The 20,023-nt window shown below is 64.4% G+C and carries 17 protein-coding genes; 10 read left to right on the top strand and 7 right to left on the bottom strand.

The annotated features are described in order from the left end of the window. Positions 1 to 106 precede the first annotated feature (106 nt). Complete coding sequence (gene purH / locus P1IM2_RS04790) at positions 107 to 1,699, top strand: bifunctional phosphoribosylaminoimidazolecarboxamide formyltransferase/IMP cyclohydrolase (RefSeq protein WP_186401585.1); 1,593 nt, start codon at positions 107 to 109, stop codon at positions 1,697 to 1,699. A gap of 163 nt (positions 1,700 to 1,862) precedes the next feature. Then, complete coding sequence (locus P1IM2_RS04785) at positions 1,863 to 2,513, top strand: YqaA family protein (RefSeq protein ID WP_186401674.1); 651 nt, start codon at positions 1,863 to 1,865, stop codon at positions 2,511 to 2,513. A 58-nt stretch (positions 2,514 to 2,571) separates the two neighbouring features. On the opposite strand, the gene P1IM2_RS04780 is transcribed toward P1IM2_RS04785, so the two are convergent. The 6 genes from P1IM2_RS04780 to P1IM2_RS04755 form a co-directional block, all read right to left on the bottom strand. Next, on the bottom strand, positions 2,572 to 3,117 hold the full coding sequence (locus P1IM2_RS04780; RefSeq protein WP_062901538.1) for a VOC family protein: 546 nt from the start codon (positions 3,115 to 3,117) through the stop codon (positions 2,572 to 2,574). After that, a complete protein-coding gene (hppD, locus tag P1IM2_RS04775; protein ID WP_186401584.1) occupies positions 3,114 to 4,202 on the bottom strand; it encodes a 4-hydroxyphenylpyruvate dioxygenase in 1,089 nt (362 codons plus the stop codon). Before hppD ends, P1IM2_RS04780 begins: the two co-directional genes overlap by 4 nt. A 122-nt stretch (positions 4,203 to 4,324) precedes the next feature. Further along, a complete protein-coding gene (locus P1IM2_RS04770; protein WP_186401583.1) occupies positions 4,325 to 6,208 on the bottom strand; it encodes an ABC-F family ATP-binding cassette domain-containing protein in 1,884 nt (627 codons plus the stop codon). A gap of 48 nt (positions 6,209 to 6,256) precedes the next feature. Further along, entirely contained in the window at positions 6,257 to 7,807 is a 1,551-nt protein-coding gene (locus P1IM2_RS04765; RefSeq protein WP_186401582.1) for a DHA2 family efflux MFS transporter permease subunit, read from the bottom strand. Between the two features lie 8 nt (positions 7,808 to 7,815). Next, positions 7,816 to 8,958, bottom strand: a complete 1,143-nt coding sequence (locus tag P1IM2_RS04760; RefSeq protein ID WP_062901534.1) for an efflux RND transporter periplasmic adaptor subunit — start codon at positions 8,956 to 8,958, stop codon at positions 7,816 to 7,818. After that, a complete protein-coding gene (locus P1IM2_RS04755) occupies positions 8,955 to 10,385 on the bottom strand; it encodes an efflux transporter outer membrane subunit (protein WP_062901533.1) in 1,431 nt (476 codons plus the stop codon). Before P1IM2_RS04755 ends, P1IM2_RS04760 begins: the two co-directional genes overlap by 4 nt. An 89-nt stretch (positions 10,386 to 10,474) precedes the next feature. On the opposite strand from P1IM2_RS04755, the gene P1IM2_RS04750 reads away from it, so the two are divergent. Beyond that, positions 10,475 to 11,089, top strand: a complete 615-nt coding sequence (locus tag P1IM2_RS04750) for a TetR/AcrR family transcriptional regulator (protein WP_062901532.1) — start codon at positions 10,475 to 10,477, stop codon at positions 11,087 to 11,089. 79 nt (positions 11,090 to 11,168) lie between these two features. Beyond that, positions 11,169 to 11,345, top strand: a complete 177-nt coding sequence (locus P1IM2_RS04745; RefSeq protein WP_186401581.1) for a hypothetical protein — start codon at positions 11,169 to 11,171, stop codon at positions 11,343 to 11,345. Between the two features lie 22 nt (positions 11,346 to 11,367). On the opposite strand, the gene P1IM2_RS04740 is transcribed toward P1IM2_RS04745, so the two are convergent. Then, positions 11,368 to 12,072, bottom strand: a complete 705-nt coding sequence (locus P1IM2_RS04740; RefSeq protein WP_186401580.1) for a helix-turn-helix domain-containing protein — start codon at positions 12,070 to 12,072, stop codon at positions 11,368 to 11,370. Between the two features lie 638 nt (positions 12,073 to 12,710). Between P1IM2_RS04740 and P1IM2_RS04735 the strand changes: the two genes are divergently transcribed. From P1IM2_RS04735 to P1IM2_RS04710, 6 genes are all read left to right on the top strand, one after another. Further along, the gene (locus tag P1IM2_RS04735) at positions 12,711 to 13,238 is read left to right on the top strand and encodes a hypothetical protein (protein ID WP_186401579.1); all 528 of its coding nucleotides are present in this window, start codon (positions 12,711 to 12,713) and stop codon (positions 13,236 to 13,238) included. Positions 13,239 to 13,383: 145 nt separating this feature from the next. Beyond that, positions 13,384 to 14,226 (top strand): hypothetical protein, encoded by an 843-nt coding sequence (locus P1IM2_RS04730; RefSeq protein WP_186401578.1) that lies wholly within the window; start codon positions 13,384 to 13,386, stop codon positions 14,224 to 14,226. Positions 14,227 to 14,325: 99 nt separating this feature from the next. Then, the gene (locus tag P1IM2_RS04725; protein WP_186401577.1) at positions 14,326 to 15,129 is read left to right on the top strand and encodes a molecular chaperone; all 804 of its coding nucleotides are present in this window, start codon (positions 14,326 to 14,328) and stop codon (positions 15,127 to 15,129) included. A gap of 2 nt (positions 15,130 to 15,131) precedes the next feature. Further along, positions 15,132 to 17,786, top strand: a complete 2,655-nt coding sequence (locus tag P1IM2_RS04720; protein ID WP_260833908.1) for a fimbria/pilus outer membrane usher protein — start codon at positions 15,132 to 15,134, stop codon at positions 17,784 to 17,786. 9 nt (positions 17,787 to 17,795) lie between these two features. After that, complete coding sequence (locus P1IM2_RS18855) at positions 17,796 to 18,704, top strand: hypothetical protein (RefSeq protein WP_062901526.1); 909 nt, start codon at positions 17,796 to 17,798, stop codon at positions 18,702 to 18,704. A 138-nt stretch (positions 18,705 to 18,842) separates the two neighbouring features. Then, a complete protein-coding gene (locus tag P1IM2_RS04710) occupies positions 18,843 to 19,256 on the top strand; it encodes a hypothetical protein (protein WP_062901525.1) in 414 nt (137 codons plus the stop codon). Positions 19,257 to 20,023: the final 767 nt, after the last annotated feature.

Raw genomic sequence — 20,023 nt, 5'->3', positions numbered from 1 at the left:
TCGGAAACGTCGCCCCCGCGAAAGCGGGGGCGACGGCCCTTGCCCAAATGCCCGCACCCGCCTAGGGGGGCCGCGTCTTTCCCGTCTTGCAAAGGCCGCCCTTCCCATGACCGATCTCGTTCCCGTCCGCCGCGCGCTCCTTTCCGTCAGCGACAAGGCGGGCCTCGCCGATCTTGCCGCGGCGCTCGTACGCCACGGCGTCGAGCTGGTTTCGACCGGCGGCACCGCTAAGGCGCTGCGCGATGCGGGGCATGACGTGCTCGACGTCTCTGACCTCACCGGCTTTCCCGAGATGATGGACGGCCGCGTCAAGACGCTGCATCCGACGGTACACGGCGGCATCCTGGCGGTGCGCGACGATGCCGCGCATGTCGCATCGATGAAGGCGCATGGCATCGGCGGCATCGACCTTGTCGTCGTCAACCTCTACCCTTTCCTTCAGACGGTGATGAGCGGCGCAGACCGCGATACGATCATCGAGAATATCGACATCGGCGGGCCCGCGATGGTGCGCTCGTCAGCGAAGAACCACGCCTTTGTCGGCATCGTCACCGAGCCCGAGGATTATGCGGCGGTAATCGCCGAGATGGACGCCAATGGCGGCGCGACGACGCTCGGCTTGCGCAAGCGGCTCGCCGCGACCGCCTTTGCACACACCGCCACCTATGACAGCATGATCGCGCAATGGTTCGCCTTCGCCGATCAGGGCAAGCTTTTTCCCGACACGCTGCCGCTCACGACCAGGCTGTCGGGCGAACTGCGCTATGGCGAAAATCCGCACCAGAAGGCGGCGCTCTACCTCCCTGTCGGCCCGTCGGCGCGCGGCGTCGCGCAGGCCGAGCAGGTGCAGGGCAAGGAGCTTAGCTACAATAATCTCAACGACGCCGACGCAGCGCTCGAACTTGTCGCCGAATTCCGCGACGCCGACCCGACCTGCGTCATCGTCAAGCACGCCAATCCCTGCGGAGTGGCCACCGCAGCCACGCTGACCGAGGCTTATGACGCCGCGCTGAAATGCGACGACGTCTCGGCCTTCGGCGGCATCATCGCGGTCAACCGCAAGCTCGACGGCGCGACGGCCGAGGCGATCAGCAGCATCTTCACCGAAGTTGTCTGCGCGCCCGATGCCGACGCCGACGCGCGCGCGGTGTTCGCAAAGAAGAAGAACCTCCGCCTGCTGCTCACCGGCGACCTGCCCGACCCGGCGCGCGGCGGGCTGGTGATGAAGGCGATCGCCGGCGGCTGGCTGGCGCAGACGCGCGACAATGGCCGCATCACACGCGATGACCTGAAAGTCGTGACCGACCGCGCGCCGACCGACGAGGAGCTGGCCGACGCGCTCTTCGCCTGGACCGTCGCCAAGCACGTGAAGTCGAACGCCATCGTCTATGCCAAGGGCGGATCGACCGCTGGCATCGGCGCGGGACAGATGAACCGCCGCGACAGCGCGCGCATCGCCGCGATCAAGGCGCGTGAAGCGGCCGAGAGCCACGGCTGGGCGACGCCGCGCACCGTCGGCAGTGCGGTCGCGAGCGACGCCTTCTTCCCCTTCGCCGACGGGCTGCTCGCCGCGGTCGAAGCAGGCGCCACCTGCGTCATCCAGCCGGGCGGCTCGATCCGCGACGACGAGGTGATCGCCGCGGCGAACGAAGCCGGCCTGGCGATGGTGTTCACGGGGATGCGGCATTTCCGGCACTGACGCTGATTTTCGAACCGTCATCCGGGCGAAGGCCGAATTGACGAGAGATGAAGGAAGCGTGCTCCTGTCTCGACTTCGGGCACCGCGAACGGCATAGGGAAGCCGGGATCGTCCTGATCCGCAACCAAGGACCAGCATGACCGCCATCCCCCGCAACAAGTCGATGATCCAGCGCCTTTATGGTTGGACGATGGAGAAGTCGGCGCATCCGCACGCCGAATATTGGCTGGCGTTGGTGTCGTTCGTCGAGGCGAGCTTCTTTCCTATCCCGCCGCATCCGATGCTGGGGCTGATGTGCCTCGCCGAGCCCAAGAAGGCCGTGCGCTATGCGCTGATCTGCACGCTCGCCTCGGTCGCAGGCGGGGTGCTCGGCTACGGGATTGGCTTCTTCCTGTACGAAAGCGTCGGACTGTGGCTGCTCGGCGTGCTCCATCTGACCGAGAGTTTTCCTGCCGCTGCCTGCTATCTGCGCGACTATGGCGCCGAGATCATCCTGGTGAAGGGGGCGACGCCGATTCCCTTCAAGCTGCTGACGATCACCGCCGGCTTCATCCACATGAACTTCGTCACCTTCCTGTGGGCAAGCCTCGCGAGCCGCGCCTTTTCCTTCATGCTGGTGGGCCTGTTGTTCCGGCTGTTCGGGGCGCCGATCAAGGCGTTCATCGACAGATATCTCGCCTGGGTCGCGGGCGGCTTCATCATCCTCGTTGTCGGGGGTTTCATCGCTGCGAGCGCGCTGTCGGGTGACGGCAGCAAGACCGCCGACAAGTGCAGCCATGCGACGCTGGAAAGCATGGGGCTGGGTCGGGAGTAATCAAATATCTTCGTCATTGCGAGCAAAGCGAAGCAATGACGGGCCCTTTTAGATTAGACTACTCGTTCGCGGCCTGATGCAGCCAGTCGGCGTGGCGCGGGGCCTTTTTCGTCCGGCTCCATTCTTCGAGCATCAGCGGCGCGACGCGCGCGAGTTCGGCATATTGTTCGTCGGTGCCGATGTCGCACGCCAGTTCGACGCGGTGGCCATTGGGGTCGAAGAAATAGATCGACTTGAAGATGCCGTGATGCGTCGGACCGAGCACATCGACGCCATTCGCTTGGAGATGCGCCTTGGCGCCGACCAGCTCGTCATAACTGCCGACCTTGAAGGCGAGGTGCTGGACCCACTTGGGCGTATTTTCGTCGCGGCCCATGTCGGGCTGGTTCGGCAGCTCAAAAAATGCAAGGATATTGCCGTTCCCCGCGTCGAGAAAGACGTGCATGTACGGATCATATTCGCCGGTTGAGGGCACATGATCCTCGGCAAAGGCGGTGGTATAGGTCATGCCGAGCATGGCCTCATACCATTCGACCGTCTCCTTCGCGTCCTTGCAGCGATAGGCGGCGTGGTGGACGCCGCCCAATTTGATCGGACTCGTCATTCGGCGGGCTCCTCGACATTGAGCGCGCCGCGGCGGATCTGGTCCAGTTCCATCGACTTGAACAGCGCGGTGAAATTGCCCTCGCCGAAGCCTTCATCCTTCTTGCGCTGGATGAACTCGAAGAAAACGGGGCCGATCACGGTCTGCCCGAAAATCTGGAGCAGCAGGCGGGGATCGCCCTCGGTCGTCGATCCGTCGAGCAGGATACCGCGCGATTTGAGGTCATCAACCGGCTCGCCATGGCCGGGCAAGCGGTCGGCGAGCATCTCGTAATAGGTTGCGGGCGGCGACGGCGCGAAGGGATTGCCGAGCGCCTTGAGCTTGTCCCACGACGCGTAGAGATCGTCGCAGCTGAAGGCGATATGCTGGATGCCCTCGCCATTATAGGCGCGCAGATATTCCTCGATCTGGCCGCCACCGCCCGCGCCTTCTTCGTTCAGCGGAATGCGGATCTTGCCGTCGGGGGCGGTCATCGCCTTCGAGGTCAGACCGGTATATTCGCCCTTGATGTCGAAATAGCGGATTTCGCGGAAGCCCGCGATGCGTTCGTAAAAGGCCGCCCAATGCGCCATGCGCCCGCCATAGACATTGTGCGTCAGGTGATCGATCACCTTCAGCCCCGCCCCTTCGGGATAGCGGTCGACGCCATCTTCATAGACGAAGTCGATGTCATAGATGTTCAGCCCGTCGCCATAGCGGTCGATCAGATAGATGATCGAGCCGCCGATGCCGCGGATCGCGGGCAGGCGCAGTTCCATCGGGCCGGTCTTGCCCTCGACCGGCTCGGCCCCGCGCGCAATCGCCTCGGCATAGGCTTTCGCCGCGTCGCGGCAACGCCAGCCCATGCCGCACGCCGACGGGCCATGCTCGGCGGCGAAATAGGCCGCGGGCGATTTGGGTTCGTAATTGGCAATCAGGTTGATGTCGCCCTGCCGCCAAAGCGCCACATCCTTCGAGCGGTGCCGCGCGATACGCGTGAAACCCATGCGTTCGAACACCGGTTCGAGCATGCCCTTTTCGGGCGCCGAAAATTCGACGAATTCGAAGCCGTCGAGGCCCAGCGGATTGTCGAACAGGTCGGCCATGGTCAGTCCCTTAATGTGGTTTCAATTGAAACTATTATGATGGATCGCGGACCGCGAGTCAATGCCGGGGCGCTTCAGATAGACCGTCGCCTGCGCTCGGGCGACGCTTCTCGTCGCAGCGACTACGCCGCTTCCTCAATCGCCTCGAGCGCGCTCATCCATGCCGCCTCGACGCGTTCCAGCTCGGATGCGAGCTTGCCGCGGCGCTGCGCGAGATCACCCATCGTCAGCTTGGCAAGCGCCGGCTCGGCGCTCGCGGGGTCGAACATTGCGCGGTCAATCGCGCTGACCTGCTGCGCGAGCTTGGCCGCGCGCGCCTCATGATCCTTGGCGGTCTTGCGTAATGCCGCCTGGGCTTCGCGGGCTTTTGCCGCTTCCTGCCGCGCCGCCTTTGCATCCTTCGGCTTCGCGGGCGCGGCCTTCGCATCGTCGCCCGACGGCGACTTGCCGAGAATGAACGCGACATAATCGTCCATGCTGCCGTCGAAATCGCGCGCCGTTCCGTCATCAACGAGGACCAGCCGGTCGGCCGAGAGTTCGAGCATATGGCGGTCGTGGCTGACGATCAGCACCGCGCCCTCGAAGCCGTTCAGCGCCTGCACCAGCGCCTCGCGCGCATCGACGTCGAGGTGGTTGGTCGGTTCGTCGAGGATCAACAGGTGCGGCGCCTCGCGCGTGATCAGCGCGAGCGCGAGCCGCGCCCGCTCGCCGCCCGACAGCTTGCCGACCTCGGTCGTCGCCCTGTTACCCGAAAAGCCGAAGCGTCCCAGTTGCGCGCGCACTGCGCCGGGGGTCTTGCCCGCCATCACGCGCGTCATATGACCGAGCGGGGTATCGGCGCCGTCGAGTTCCTCGACCTGATATTGGGTGAAATAGCCGACGCGCATCTTGCCGGCGACCGCCATGCCGCCCTCTTCGGGCTTCAACTGAGCCGCGAGCAGGCGCGCCAGCGTCGTCTTGCCGTTGCCGTTGCGGCCGAGCAGCGCGATGCGGTCGTCGGGATCGATACGCAGGTTCAGGCGGCGCAACACCGGCGCGCCGGGCGTATAGCCGACGCTGGCAAGGTCGAGCGTGATCAGCGGCGGCTTGAGTTCGTCGCCGGGGCTCGGGAAATCGAACACCAGGCTCGGATCGTCGGCAATCGCCGCAATCGGCTGCATACGGGCGAGTTGCTTGGCGCGCGACTGCGCCTGCTTCGCGGTCGAGGCGCGCGCGCTGTTGCGGGCGATATAGTCCTGCAATTTGGCGCGCTGCGCGTCCTGCGCCGCCTTCGCCGCCGCAAGCTGCGCCGCGCGTTCGGCGCGCTGGCGCTCGAACGCGTCATAGCCGCCGGCGTAGAGCGTCACCTTCCCGCCTTCCAGATGCAGAATATGGTCGACGACATTATTGAGCAGATCGCGTTCATGGCTGATCACGACAAGTTGCCCCGGATAGGCGCGCAGGAAGCTTTCGAGCCACATCGTCGCTTCGAGGTCGAGGTGGTTCGACGGTTCGTCGAGCAGCAGCAGGTCGGGGTTCGAAAAGAGCAGCGCGGCAAGCGCGACGCGCATTTTCCACCCGCCCGAAAAGCTGTCGAGCGGGCGCCCCTGCATATCCTCTTCGAAGCCGAGACCGATCAGGATGCGCGCGGCGCGCGCTGGCGCGGTATAGGCGTCGATCGCGATCAGTCGCTCGTGAATATCGGCGAGCCGGTCGGGGTCGGATTCGATCTCTGATCGTTCGAGCAGGTCGGCGCGTTCGGCATCGGCGGCGAGCACGGTTTCGAACGGCGTCGCGCTGCCGCTCGGCGCTTCCTGCGCGATATAGCCGAGACGCGTCTTGCGCGGCATTTCGATCCCGCCGTCGTCGGCTTCGAGTTCGCCAATCATCACTTTCATCAGCGTCGACTTGCCCGCACCGTTGCGACCGATCAGCCCGGTGCGGCTTTTCGGCGGCAGGCTGGCGCTCGCGCGGTCAAGAATGGTGCGGCCGCCCAGTCGCACGGTCAGATTGTTGATCGTCAGCATGGGCGCGCGCCTAGCACGGCTGTCCGCCGGTGCGAAGCCCGATCGGAGCTAGTGCGAAGCGCCCATCGAGATCGTCTTGGGCCGCGGGATCAGCCACACCGCCGCTGCTGCGATGACGAAGACCGTCCCCGCTGCGAGGAAGATATGCAGCACACCGAGCGTCGAGGCCTGGACATCAACGATCCGGTCGAGCGCGGCGCGCGCCTGTTCGGTCGTCAGCCCGGCATTCTGCATCTTGTCCATCGTCTCGGCCGCGCCGTTGAGCGCGGGCACCAGTTCGGCGCGCGATACGCGGCTTGCATCGTCCCACGCCGTTGTCGCGATGGCTGTGCCGATCGCGCCGCTCAGCGTGCGCAGGAAGCTCATCAGGCCGGCCGCCGAGGTCTGATCCTTCGCCGGTACCGAGCTCAGCGCCAGCGCGGTCAGCCCGACGAAGAAGAAGGGCATGCCCATCCCCTGCAGCAGATGCGGCAAAGCGAGGCTCCAATAATCGACGTCGGTATTCCAGCGCGCGCGCAGGATCGACATCAGCGCCATCCACAAGATGCCCGCGCAGACGGTGATCCGCACGTCGATCTTGGTCAGCAGCCCCGCCGCCAATGGCGAGAAGAGCACCGCGAAACAGCCGATCCACGCGACGATGAAGCCGGTTTCGGTCGCGGTGTAACCCGCCACCTGCTGCAACCATAGCGGCGTCAGCACGACCTGCGAGAAAAAGGCCCCGAAGCCTAGCGAGATGGCAACGGTCGCGAAGCTGAAGCCGCGAAAGCGGAAGACCCGGACATTGACCACCGGATTGGCGTCGGTCAGCTCCCAGATCAGAAAGGCGGCGAAGCTGATCGCGGCGACGATCGCCAGCATGACGATCCATGCCGATCCGAACCAGTCGTGCTCGCGCCCGGTGTCGAGCATGACCTGGAACGACCCGACCGACAGGACGAGCAGGATGAGGCCGACGATGTCGATCCGCATCTTCGCCTTCTTCGTCTCGAACGCGCCGAGCATGCTGCCGACGCCGAAGGCACAGACCGCGACGACGGGCAGGTTGATGAAGAAAATCCAGGGCCAGCTCCAATTGTCGCTGATCAGTCCGCCCAGAATCGGCCCCAGAATCGGGGCCGTCGTTGTCGTCATCGACCAGATCGCGAGCCCGACACCGGCCTTTTCCTTCGGAAAGATGCGCAGCAGCAATATCTGCGACAGCGGCATCAGCGGCCCGCCCGCGAGCCCCTGCAGGACGCGGAACAGGATCAGCGCGTCGAGCGTGCGCGAAATGCCGCACAGGAAGGAGAAGATGCCGAAGCCGACGATCGACACGATGAACCAGCGCACTGTGCCGAACCGCGCGGCGAGCCACCCGGTGAGCGGGACGCTGATCGCGTCGGCGACGGCGTAGCTGGTGATCACCCAGGTTCCCTGCGTCGGCGATACGGCAAGGCCGCCCGCGATGTGGGGAACCGACACATTGGCGATCGTCGAATCGAGCACGACGACGAAATTGGCGAGCGCAAGCGCGAAGGCCGCGGCGAGCAGCTTGACGCCGCTCAGCGGCTGCGGCCCGGCCGGTGTCGATGCAGCGGATGCGGCGGCGCTGGCCATCGTTCAGCTCACTTTCCGCGCGTGTCGATCGTCGCTTCCATCGACAGGCCGACGCGAAGCGGATGGGCCTGCAATTCTTTGGGATCGAGCGCGATGCGCACCGGCAGGCGCTGCACAACCTTCACCCAATTGCCCGTCGCATTCTGGGCGGGGATCAGCGAAAAGGCGGCGCCCGTGCCGCCCGCAATCCCGATCACCTTGCCGTGATAGACGACATCGCCGCCATAATAGTCAGAGGTGAGCTCGACCGGCTGGCCGATGCGGATCTTGCGGAACTGGCTTTCCTTGTAATTGGCGTCGACATAGGCGGTGGCGATCGGAACGATCACCATGATCGGTGCGCCAGCCGCGATCCGCTGGCCGACCTGGACCTGACGATTGGTGACGATGCCGGCGACGGGCGCGCGGATGATCGTGCGCTCAAGATCGAGTTGCGCCTTCTCGAGCCGCGCCTGCGCCGCGGCAACATCGGGGGCGGTCTCGATCGTCGTGCCGCGCACCACCGCTTCGGCGGCACCAAGATCGCCGCTCGCCGAACCGCGCGTCGCTTCGGCCGAAGCGATCGCCGCCGCAGCAAGATCACGCGTCGCGCTGGCGGATGCAAAGGCGGTGCGCGCCGCGGTCAATTCTTCGCCCGACACCGCACCCGTTCCGGCAAGGCCTTCGCGGCGCGCGAGTTCGGCACGCGCTTTCGCCACCGCCGCATCGGCGTCGCGCAGCCGCGCGCGGGCCTGCGCGATATCGGCGCCGCGCGCCGAAACGCGCGCTCGCGCGGCATCGGCATTGGCGCTCGCCTGGCCATAGCGCTGGCGCGCCTGCCGCAGCGCGGCTTCGGCATCGGCAAGCGCGATGCGCTGATCGGCATCGTCGAGGATGACGAGGATATCGCCCTTCTTCACCGCCTGGGTACCGCTGACGCGCACCTCTTTGACCGGGCCGGAGACGAGCGCGGTAACCGCGGCCGAATCGGCGCCGACATAGGCGTTGTCGGTCGACACGCGCCCGGCCTGCGTCAGGAAATACCAGATGCCCCACAGCGCCGCGATCGTCACCACGACGAGCGCAAGGATGCGCAGCGCCTTGCGGCGCGTCGCCGGGCGCCCCTCGGCGGCGGCGGGGGTTTCGCTGTCGACCGCGGGAGTATCGGTCATTGCTTGTCTCCTGTTGGCGATGCGGCCGTAAATCCGCCGCCCAGGGCACGGATCAGGGCAATGTCGAGCGAAAGCCGGCGCGCTTCGAGGTCGGCGACCGCGCGCGCGAGCGCGACCTGGCTGTCCTCCGCGGTGAGCTGCGCAAGCTGGTTGGAAAGGCCGGCACGGTAGCGCATCCCGGCAAGGTTGGCGGCGTCGGCCGCGGCCTTCAGCGCGTCGCGCCGGTCGGCAAGTTGGCGCGCTATGGCGTCACGGCTGGCGACGATGTCGGCGACATCGCGCAGCGCGGCGACGAGCGTGCGGTCGTAGTTGGCGACGGCGCCGTCATAATCGGCCCGCGCCCCGCGATACTGGCCCTGCAGCCGCCCGCCCTCGAAGATCGGCAGGCTGATCGCGGCGCCGCCATTGCCATATTCGGACCCGGTCTTGAACAGGTTTGACAGCCCGAGCGACTGGAGCCCGACGAGCGCCGACAGGTTGATGTTCGGATAAAAGGCGGCACGCGCGACGTCGATGCGCTTCGCCGCCGCCTCGGCCCGCAGCCGGGCCGCGACGATGTCGGGCCGGCGGCCGACCAGGTCGATCCCCGCCTGCGGCGGCAGTGCGAGCGACGGCGCGGCGAGCGCCGGACGCGCGATGCTCCGGCCGCGATCGGGTCCGGCGCCGAGCAGGGCGGCAAGGCGGTTGCGGGTGAGCGCGATCGCCTCCTCGATCGCGGCGACATCGCCGCGCGCAGAGGCGGCGCGGCTTTCGGCCTGCCGCTGCGTCGCCTGATTGTCGAGCCCGGCGGCGGTGCGCTTCACCGACAGGTCGGCGCTCGCGCCGCGGATACGGATCGCGTCCTGCGCGACGTCGAGATCGGCATAATAGCCCGCCAGATCAGCGTAGGCGGTGGCAATCCCGGTCGTCAGCATCAGCCGCGCCTGCGCAGCATCGACGCGCGCCGCTTCGGCTTCGGACGTGGCCGCCGCCAGCGCCGCGCGGTTCTTGCCCCAGAGGTCGAGATCGAAGCCGAAGGTCGCGGCAATGCTGCCGGTATCCTGAATACCGTCGGGCACGAAAGCCGGCGGGATTCCCATATTCTTGCTCTGCTGGACGCCTCCTGCGCTGCCCTGGATGCCGGCGCGCGGGAGCAACGCCGCCCCCGCCTGCTGCGCCAGCGCCTCGGCGGCGCGGACCCGCGCTGCCGCCGCCGCAATGTCGGGCGATCCCGCCAGTCCTTCATCGATCAGCGCATCGAGCTGCGGGTCGCCGAAGCGCTGCCACCACCCCTCGACCGGCCAGGCGCCCGCCTGATCGGCAAGTGTCGCCTGCGAATCGAGCGCCGCGGCGGCGACCGGCGCGGGCTTCTGCCCAAGATCGGGGACGCTCGCACAGCCCGCCAACAGGCCGAAAACCACGGTGGAGAGGAAAAATGATCGGGGCATGGCTTCCAACGATACTAGCTGGTATCATGCGCCATTGGACTTCGGAGGATGGCTTGTCAACGGAAATGATACCAGACAGTACGGTTGTGATGGATGACGCCGCGACCGCGCGCCGCAAGGCGTTCGTCGATGCCGCGCGCGAACTCTTCTTTGCCAATGGCTATGCCGGCACCACCATGTCCTCAATCGCCAGCAAGGTCGGCGGCTCGAAAACCACGCTGTGGACCTATTTTCCGTCGAAGGAGGATTTGTTCGAAGCCGTGGTCGACGATATTGTCGAACGCTATGGCGACGCGCTGGCCATCGACCTGCCGCTCGACGAGCCGGTGCCCGACGTGCTGCGCCGGTTCGGCAATGTGCTGATGACCAAATTGACCGCGACGCCCCTACTGTCGCTGTTTCGCCTGGTCGTCGGCGAGGCCGAGCGTTTTCCGCACCTGTCTAAGACATTCTATGATCGCGGGCCGCGCAGGGGCAAGGCGCGCGCCGCCGACTGGGTGGCGGCGAAGATGGCGCGCGGCGAACTGCGCCCCGGCGATCCGATGCGCGCCGTCCAGCATTTTTCGGGCCTCTGCCAGTCGGGACTCTATCAGTTCGCGATCCTAGGCATGACCGACCCCGACGATGTCGAGCGGCTGCAGGCCGACGTCGAGGCCGCGGTCGAAACCTTCTATCGCGGCTGGCGCCCCGACACGGCAGCCTAGATCGATCCCTGTCCCAAAAGGCGACAGTTACGAGGGCGGTCGCTGCTGGCGCGGGCGGCGATCATGCTAACGAGGCGGCGTGGAACCGATTCGCGACGCCATTTATTACGAGCAACTCGCCCGGGTCGCGCGGCTTAAGGCCGACGCGAGCGACGACCCGTTTCTGGCGCGGCGGCTGCGCGAGGCGGCGATCCGCAACGAGCGGCTGGCGCGCCGGTTGCGCCGCGAGGAAGAGGGCGGGGCACCCGATGCGTAAGCCTGAGCCGCCCGCGGCAGCGTTACAGTTCGATCATGATCCGCACGCTGTCGGCATCGACACCCGCGGCGAGCGCGATGCGGCGGCGTGCCGCGGCAATTTCCATTTTCAGCATGTCGCTCTCGGCATCCGCCTCGGCACGCGCCGAGGCGCGCAGGCCGACCATCGCGGCGACACCGCTCAGCTGCTGCTCGGGAACATCGAGCGCACGCGCCAGCGCGAGCAGGCTCGTGCGGCGCGGGGCGGTGGTGCCATTTTCCCACGCCCAGATACTCGGCTTGCTGAGACCGGCCGCCTGGGCGAGCCCCGCGAGGCTCAGCCCGCGCGCCTGCCGCAGCCGCCGCAGCCGCGCGCCGAGCGTCTCCTCAGCATCGGCAGCGGCGTCGGCTTCAGCCCGGTCGGCGGGATCGAAATCGGAGGGGAGCGGATTGCGCAGCCGCGCCGCGCTGAGCGCCGCGCGCGGCAGCGGCTGGCGAAAGCGGCAGCCATAGAGCCGCTCGCTCTGCCAAACGACCGCGGCGACGACGTCGCCGGCCTCGGGCAAGGCGATCGTTATATCCTGTCCCATCGTAAGATCGGCGGCGGTTTCGATCAGCACGCCGCTGACCGACAGATTGTGGACGATAACCTCGGTGCCCTGACCGGGCGCCACCGCGCCCGCCACCGCAAGATTGAGACGCAGGCGATCCGCCCGTTGCTGCCCTTCGCCCGCGGGGGGCTCAACCATCGTTCCGTGAATGACCATAGGCGGCTGCTTGTCGCAGCGCAGGGTAAGCGAGGGGTTAATGCGCACGCTCGTCTCATCCGATTCGTGCGGCAACTGGGGCGAGCCGGGGACGCGGGCGAAGGGGCCGGCGGACGGTCCCGCGGGACTTCGGGGCGCGGATGCACGCCGGGGCAGGCTGGACATGGCGACTTTCTGTTCTTGCACCCCGCAAACCGGAATGGCGACCGACAGAAACGGCCGAAAGCCGCGCTTTGTTGCCGCGACTCACCGCACGCTTGCCCCGCCGCGGCGCAGAAGAGCACCGATACGGCGTCAAATGTCGTTCACTTTTTTGTTAAGAAGTTAACCGCCGCTGTTTCATATCAGGACGGCCGCAAAGGTGATCCGCAGAGCCGATTTTCGGATTAACCCTCGAAATCCCCGCAAATCCGGTAATTCTCAATCCTTCCAATGGCATCGGCAATGTCGAATCTTGCCAAGATGCCATTTTGAGGGTTCACATCTAACTGAACCATCGTATTAAATCCCTCTTAACGGAAAGGGGGGTTAGTCGGGTCGCGACTTCCCCGGGCATCCCGTGCCCGAGACCGCCAATGAGCCGGTCGAAAGCCGTTCTAGGTTTTTTTGAGGGGAGAGCCATGCGTCCGCTGCTTATCGCGCTTGCTGCGTTTGCATTCGCTTCGCCCGCCTTCGCGGGCGAAATCGAGAACGCCCGGTCGATCGACATCGCGGTCAGCGGGTCGATTCGCCAGCACTGCGCCATGGGGAACATTGCCGACATGAATTTCGGCAACCTCGAACGTCGCGGGTTGGGCGCTCAGACGCGCGTCGCCTTTGACTGCAATGTCCCCTTCACGATGACGATCAAAGGCGCCAACGGCGCGCTGACCCACACCACCATGCCGAACGGCCAAGGCCCCTATGGCGGCAAACTGCCGTATAATGTGGCGGTGCAGATGCCGGTGCGTTTTCCGTCGTCGCAGACGATCAGCAAAAGTTTCAGCAGCGCCCAGCTTCAGGCCGGCGGCGTGATTTCCAGCAACGGCGGGATCGCCACCGACGGCATGACGCTGGCGGTCGAACTGGGTCAGCCCACGGGCGAGGCCGGGATGCTGCTGGCAGGCGATTATTCGGAGACGATCACGATCACCGTTTCTCCGACCTGACGAGATTCCTTCGCGAGGGGCGACTTCGCGGACGGATCAGGCCCTGGGGGTGGCACCGATCCCCTCGGCTCTCCGACCAGCCGGTGCATATGAACAGCCGTCTCCCCGCGACGGGGGCGCGGTTCAAAAATGAGGGAAGAAGGTTATGAAGAAGATTCTTACCGGCGCTATTGCCGCCATCGCGCTTGTCGGCGTTGCTTCGCCGGCCGCTGCGCAGACCAACCAGCGTCACTACGCGGGTACAGGCACGGTCAACGTCAATGTCGGCCCGATCAATTTTTCGGCTCCGGTCAATTATACGATCACCAATCCCCAGCCGGTTAACATTAACCCGTTCCCGTTTCTGCCGCCCGTGAACGTCAACGTCGGCCAAGCCCTTGGCGAAGCTGGTATCGCCCTCCAGGTGGGCACGCGTTACACCGCCGTCGCCGATGCGCCGAGCGATAGCGAAACCGCGACCCCGACCGTCAACGTCGAATTCAGCCTGTCGGGTTCGGTGAACAAGGACTGCTCGTTCTATGCCGGCAACAACGGCAGCGCGACGCAAATCGACTTCGGCGTGATCGGTGTCCGCACCGGCAACAACGAAAACGTCAACAACGCTTTCGAAATGGTCGGCCCGGCTGTCGCCAACATCGAAACGCTGACGGCTGGCTGCAACTTCAACAATGAAGTGAAGATCGCCAAGAATAACCCGCTTGGCCTGGTGAACCAGGACAGCAGCGGCTACGACAACCTGCAGTTCCAGAACAACATCCCCTACGCCGTGACTGCGGCTTGGACCGGTGTTGCCAAGGACGTCGTCGCGAACGGCTCGCCGCAGAGCCTTGTCGTCACCTCGACCGACGCAGACGGTGAAGGTACCATCGAACAGGGCGCGTGGCGTTCGGCGATGACGATCAATTTCACCGCTCCTGCCGTCACGAGCAAGGGCCTGGTCGCTGGCAACTACACCGGGACGACCACGCTGACGCTCCAGGCGCTCTAAGCCTCAGCGTAAAATCAGGGAAAGGGGGAAGAGCAATCTTTCCCCTTTCTTCATGAATGAATGCAATTATTCTGTGAAATTCAGGGGGGAAGGGGAATCATGGCTATCATGTCCGTGCTGAAGCGTCAGTCGAAGGCGCTGCTGGCGGCGATTGCCGCGCTGTTCATTCTTGTCCCCACGGCTTATGCGATGCGCGTTTCGCCGATGGTCGTCGAAATGGAGACGCAGGGCACCAATGCTGTGGCCCGCATCGAAGTCCAGAATATCAATGCCGGCAAGCTCGCTTTCCAGACGCGCGTCTTTCGCATGGAAATCGACAAGGACGGCAAGATCACCGAAACCCCGGCCGACGATCAGTTTCTGATCTTCCCGCCGCAGGGCGCGTTGCCGCCTGGCGGGCGCCAGGTGATCCGTCTGCAATGGGTGGGCGACCCCCAGCTTGCAACGTCGCAAGCCTATTATGTTTCGGTCGAACAGCTTCCCGTCGCTTTCGAACCCGGCAGCAAGGACGCCGCCTCGGCGCAGGTACAGGTACTCTATAATATGCGCGCGCTCGTCGTCGTTGCACCGCCGGGCGCCAAGCCCGACGTCAAGGCTGCATCGGTGCGCCAGGTCAATTATCAGCCGCCCGCGCCGCCCGGTGCGACCGAACAGCCGCCGCTTCAGGACGGGGTCGAGGTGGTGCTACGCAACGACGGCCGCCGGCACGCTATGATGTCGAATTTCGGCTGGCACCTCGAAGGCACCGACCGGGACGGCAAGTTCCTGCGCGTCGATGTGTCACCCGAAGAATTGGCACGCGTTGTCGGCACCGGCTATGTTCCGGCGCAGGGCGAGCGCACCTTCAACCTGCCGGTCCCCGGCTTCGGCCCCGGCCCGATCAAGCTGACTTTCGCAAAATGAGGATGCGTGCGGCGCTTTGCTCGGTCGCTTCGGCGGCCCTTTGGGCCAGCTCCGCCGCCGCGCAAGTTTCGATTCCCCTGCCCCAGCGGCCGGGAACGGCCCAGCCAGCGCCGGCGCCCGCGCCCACTCCAGCACCGAGCACGCCGCCGACCAGCATCCCGCTGCCCGGCGCGCCGACACCGACGCCAGCCCCGACGCCGACCGAGCCCGATCTCGGCCTGCCGCAGGTGCCGATGGGGCCATACGGACGGCCCGACATCAATCCCTACGACCGCGACATCGACATGACGGTGCCGCTGACCTTCCTCAATCGCAGCCTCGGCGACATTCCGATGCGGCTGACTGCGGACGACCGGTTTCTGCTGGAAACGTCGACATTTCTCAAATTGCTGAAGCCGATCCTTAATGATGAGGCACATGCTCAATTGACCGAGCATTTGGCAGGCAAGACGCAATTTGGCCCGGAAGATCTCAGCGGTACCGGGGTTGGCCTCACCTACGATCCCAGCACATTGGCGGTCGTCGTTGTGCAGGTTGGGGCTGACCAGCGCTCGACAGTGGACCTGTTTGCTCCCCCCAAAGACGATCTCGATGATATCACCTTGCAGCCGGAAAGCTTTTCGGCCTTTCTGAATCTCAGCCTCATCCAGACCTATATTTGGGAAGGCAGCAAACACGCCGATCCCCCAACGATAAATTTCGACGGGGCGGTGCGCGTCGGGCCGGTCGTGTTCGAAGGCGACGCCCAACTGGGCCAACAGTTTACGCTGAATGGCGAAAGCTACAAGTTTCAGCGTAATTATGCGCGTCTTGTCTATGATCAACCCGAACAGTATCGGCGCTGGTTCATTGGCGATCTCGATGTCGAAATTCGCGGCCAACAAGCTTATACGCAGATGGGCGGCATTGGCGTTCTACGTCAGAAGCGGCGCTTCAACACTTTTCGCTCCGCGATCCTGCAAGCTGATCGGCAACTGATTCTTCAGCGTGAATCGACCGTGCGTTTCCTGCGCAACGGCTCGCTTTATCGCGAGCTGCGACTTCAACCTGGACGTTACGACTTCAGTTCCTTGCCGCTTGTTGCGGGAAGCAACGACATCGAAATTCAGGTCACCGACAACAGCGGTGCGGTCCAAAATCTTTCGTATCAGCAATATCTGGATCCGATTGATCTGGATCCAGGCGACTATGAATATGGCGCCTATCTCGGGCCAATGAGCAAAAGGTTCGGCTACGCGCCCGATTACAAGGGCCCGGTCGTTTTTTCGGGTTTCTATCGCAAGGCGTTTTTTAATGCCCCAGCGGTCGGTGTCGGTCTCCAAGTGAGCAAAGACGTTCAGACGCTGACGGGCCAAACCCAATTCGTCCTCGGCAACGGCGGACGTATATTGCTCGATGCCGCTGGAAGCCACTCGAAGGTAGCCGGCGTGGGCTTTACTGGTGGAGCGAGCTACGAACATTATTTCGATCGGGGCGGCTTGTCTGATAGCTTGACCTTGCGGGTGGACTACACGTCCCCGGATTTCTCCACCGTAAGTAATATTGAGGGGATCAACTCGGCGTCGGTCACTGCTTCAGCGCAATACACGCATCAATTCAGCCAAAAATTCCTGACCAGCTCAACCGCTTCCTATATCAAGGGACGAGGCACCCGCGGAGACAGTTACCGAATTGCCACGAACGGCTATTATCGGTTCAACCCGGAATGGACTTTTCGCGCTGGCGTTGAATATACCAAGTTCCAAACATCCTCTAGCGCAACGGGATTTAGCGTTCTGGTCGGGCTAGTTTTCCAACCAGATTATCGCCGACGTGCAGAGGCGCGGTATCAAAGCCGCAATAATCTCGCGGAGTTGTCCTACAACCAGAGCGGGCTTAACCAGCTAAACAGCGTCGGCTTTGGCGGTGTCCTCACTCGTCAAGACAATTCTGCGCAGGCGGTCGGTTACGTCAGCTACTCGGCCAACCGCTTCGACGCCACGCTCAGCCACGCAACTTTCGGTCCCGGCTTATCGAGCATCGCCGACATCAACGCCACGACACTGCGCGTCGGCACAACGATCGCCTATACTGGCGGTATGGTCGGGCTGGGTCGTCGCATCAACGACAGCTTCATGCTGCTCAAGGCGCATGAGAATCTCGGCAAGCGCGATGTAGTCGTCGGCCAGTCGCTCGCGCAGAACAACTATATCGCGCGCAGCGGTCCGCTCGGTGCGGCGGTGCATAATTTCCTCGGCTCATATTCCACACAATCGGTGCAGTATGATGTGCAGGATCCGCCACCGGGGTATGACACCGGGCCCGGCGTGTTCCGCGTCCACCCGCCGTACAAGAGCGGCTATGCCGCGCGTGTCGGCACCGACGCTTTTGCAAGCGCAATGGGCACGCTGATGCTCACGGTCGAAAAGCCCGTGTCGCTGATCGGTGGGCGCGTCACGCTGCTCGACGTCAAGGAAGGCGACAATCCGCAGCCGACGCCTTTCTTCACCAACTCGGTCGGGCGCTTTGCGGTATCGAACCTGCTGCCCGGCCGCCGCTATCTTGTCGAAACCTATGGTCCCAACGGCACGGTCGACAAGGCATTCGAATTTACCGTTCCGGCCGATACGACCGGTCTCGTCAATCTCGGTACCGTGAAGTCGGGCTCGTTCAAATAGGAGGCTTCCATGCTTCGCGCATCGCTTTTGCTCGCCGCCACGCTGATGGCCGCTCCCGCCTTTGCCCAGTCGGCCAATTCGGCGCGTCCGACCGATTGCATGGTGCGGATGAACGCCGCGCCGACGAGCTGGATGATCTCCGGCTACGATCCCTATGGCGGCTCGCTGCCCGAAGGGACGTTCAGCGTCACCTATATCAATGACGGCGGGTCCGAATGCCGCTTTGCGCCGCTGTTCGACCTGTCGCAGCCGCCGTTCGGCCTGTCGAAGGGGACGGGCAAGCGCATCGGCTATGCGCTCGTCAACCTCACCGATTCGCAGGATGTGACGCCGCGCGCCGGCCGCTCGCTGCGCACGCCTTCGCAGCGCGAGCTGGTGCTGGCCCCCAATGAATCGAAGACGCTTCTCTACAAGCTCGTCGCCAATCCCGAAGACGTCCGCGATTCGGGCACCTTCACCCAGGACGTCAGCATCGAGGCGCAGGACCGCAGCTTCCGGTCGCTCGGCGGGACGCAGGTCGTTCTCGGCCTCGAGGTGCTGCCGTCGGCGCGCATGGGCCTGTCGGGCGCCTATTCGATGAGCGACGGCCACGCCGTCGTCGACCTCGGCGATCTGCGTACCGGGGTCGCGCCCGTGCCGCTGCAGCTGCGCGTCAGCAGCACCGGTCAATATGATCTGCAGGTGACATCGGCCAATTCGGGCAAGCTGCGCCTCGGCGCCAGCGACTGGACGGTGCCCTATACAATCGCGGTGGGCGGAACCGCGGTGAATCTGGCCGGCACCAGCCGCCTGTCGGGGCCGACCGGCAATGGCTACCGCCGCGATTCGCTGCCGATCCAGTTCATCATTGGCGATGTCAGCGATCGCCGTGCCGGGACCTACAGCGACGTGATCTCGATCTCCGTCACCGCGCGCTAAGCACTTAAATTTCCGATCTTCATGCGCAGAAAGCGCCAGTTTCCGGCGCCTGTTCGCGTGGGCACTTAACTGAATATTAGATGTGAGCGGCTAATCACCATCCAACACTTCGGCCAATTCGGGCGGAAAGGGTGGCGAATGAAACGGAAACTTTCGATTGCTCTCGCGGGCGCCGCGCTCGTGGCAGTACCGACGACGGCGCTGGCCGCCTCGTACGGCTTTAACCTGTTTGCGACGGTGGCGGTCAATTGCACCGTCAATCATCAACTGACCGGCTTCGGCGCGATCGAGGGCGACGCGGTGTCGCTCGGCTCGTTCCGCGAATATTGCAACGCGCCCACGGGCTATGAGCTGATCGTCAGCTATGCACCGGGCACTCTCGTCGGGACGCGCATCATCGCCGGCAGCGACGAAATCCTGCTCAACGGTTCAGGCCAGGCAGTGCTGAGCCGCGCAACCGGCCCGCGAATCCGCGAACGGCCGATCGCCGCGGTTCCGGGCGAGAACGGCTTCGATTCGGACCATCTGGACCTCCAGATCATCCCGAGTTGATCGCGGCGGCGATACGGAAATACGAAGGGGGCCGGTGCAAACCGGCCCCTTTTCTTTTGTCGTCGAGCCTCACCGATCGGCTTTGGCGCATGCGAAGGCGATCGTCGACGCCTTCGCCGGCATCGAGGCAGTAATCGAACCCGCTCCAGATAAGACAGTCGCGGTCCTATTCGAGCCACCAATCCCGGCGGCCGACCACTGCCTTTCGGTATCCGGGCGGCCGCTCGTGAAAAGCGGGTCTCGCAAAGCCAAATGCAGGACAAGCTACCTCTGTTCGGACGGATATCGCCTACGCCGGGTCGATCAGGGAATGACCATCACAAGCCGCCGCACCGACGATCTCGGAGCCTTCTGCGATGCGAATATAAAACCGCTCGCGCCGGTCGATGCGGACGTCGGACGACGCCAACTTTAACGCAAGAATTGCCGAAGATAGTCCGGACCGCGCGAGAGCGCGGCCCGGTGGAAAGCACTCAAACCCTTATCGTTTTGAAGCTCGCCGGGAATACCCCGATGTCCGCCGCCCGGTTCCCTGGCGACACGATATTTTTGCCTGAAGGCATGAGGTTATGGCAATGCCAGCGTGAAACCGGGCCTTTAGCGCAGGTTTCGACCACCAATGGCCAAGCTGGTTCCAGTCATCATATTGCCCGGTTCTAGCGAGCCAACGGCGGGTTCTGGCATCATTGATGGAGCAGCTGAACGACCGAAATCGGGAGCGTTGCCGTCCCGCTGCTATTCGGCTCGAGTTGGCGATTTGCGGCCAG

This window comes from Sphingopyxis sp. P1IMeth2 (assembly GCF_900185685.1).
GTDB lineage: Bacteria > Pseudomonadota > Alphaproteobacteria > Sphingomonadales > Sphingomonadaceae > Sphingopyxis > Sphingopyxis terrae_A.
Note: the sequence above shows the minus strand (reverse complement) of the source record. Positions and strands in the feature narration are given on the sequence as shown.

Excerpts from the sequence above, each read along its gene's own strand:
- P1IM2_RS04710 (WP_062901525.1), top strand. The coding sequence starts at position 18,843 with ATGAAACGGAAACTTTCGATTGCTCTCGCGGGCGCCGCGCTCGTGGCA.
- P1IM2_RS04720 (WP_260833908.1), top strand. The coding sequence starts at position 15,132 with ATGCGTGCGGCGCTTTGCTCGGTCGCTTCGGCGGCCCTTTGGGCCAGC.
- P1IM2_RS18855 (WP_062901526.1), top strand. The coding sequence starts at position 17,796 with ATGCTTCGCGCATCGCTTTTGCTCGCCGCCACGCTGATGGCCGCTCCC.
- P1IM2_RS04725 (WP_186401577.1), top strand. The coding sequence starts at position 14,326 with ATGGCTATCATGTCCGTGCTGAAGCGTCAGTCGAAGGCGCTGCTGGCG.
- P1IM2_RS04770 (WP_186401583.1), bottom strand. The coding sequence starts at position 6,208 with ATGCTGACGATCAACAATCTGACCGTGCGACTGGGCGGCCGCACCATT.
- P1IM2_RS04780 (WP_062901538.1), bottom strand. The coding sequence starts at position 3,117 with ATGACGAGTCCGATCAAATTGGGCGGCGTCCACCACGCCGCCTATCGC.
- P1IM2_RS04785 (WP_186401674.1), top strand. The coding sequence starts at position 1,863 with ATGATCCAGCGCCTTTATGGTTGGACGATGGAGAAGTCGGCGCATCCG.
- purH (WP_186401585.1), top strand. The coding sequence starts at position 107 with ATGACCGATCTCGTTCCCGTCCGCCGCGCGCTCCTTTCCGTCAGCGAC.
- P1IM2_RS04755 (WP_062901533.1), bottom strand. The coding sequence starts at position 10,385 with ATGCCCCGATCATTTTTCCTCTCCACCGTGGTTTTCGGCCTGTTGGCG.
- P1IM2_RS04730 (WP_186401578.1), top strand. The coding sequence starts at position 13,384 with ATGAAGAAGATTCTTACCGGCGCTATTGCCGCCATCGCGCTTGTCGGC.
- P1IM2_RS04760 (WP_062901534.1), bottom strand. The coding sequence starts at position 8,958 with ATGACCGATACTCCCGCGGTCGACAGCGAAACCCCCGCCGCCGCCGAG.
- hppD (WP_186401584.1), bottom strand. The coding sequence starts at position 4,202 with ATGGCCGACCTGTTCGACAATCCGCTGGGCCTCGACGGCTTCGAATTC.
- P1IM2_RS04750 (WP_062901532.1), top strand. The coding sequence starts at position 10,475 with ATGGATGACGCCGCGACCGCGCGCCGCAAGGCGTTCGTCGATGCCGCG.
- P1IM2_RS04740 (WP_186401580.1), bottom strand. The coding sequence starts at position 12,072 with ATGGTTGAGCCCCCCGCGGGCGAAGGGCAGCAACGGGCGGATCGCCTG.
- P1IM2_RS04765 (WP_186401582.1), bottom strand. The coding sequence starts at position 7,807 with ATGGCCAGCGCCGCCGCATCCGCTGCATCGACACCGGCCGGGCCGCAG.
- P1IM2_RS04735 (WP_186401579.1), top strand. The coding sequence starts at position 12,711 with ATGCGTCCGCTGCTTATCGCGCTTGCTGCGTTTGCATTCGCTTCGCCC.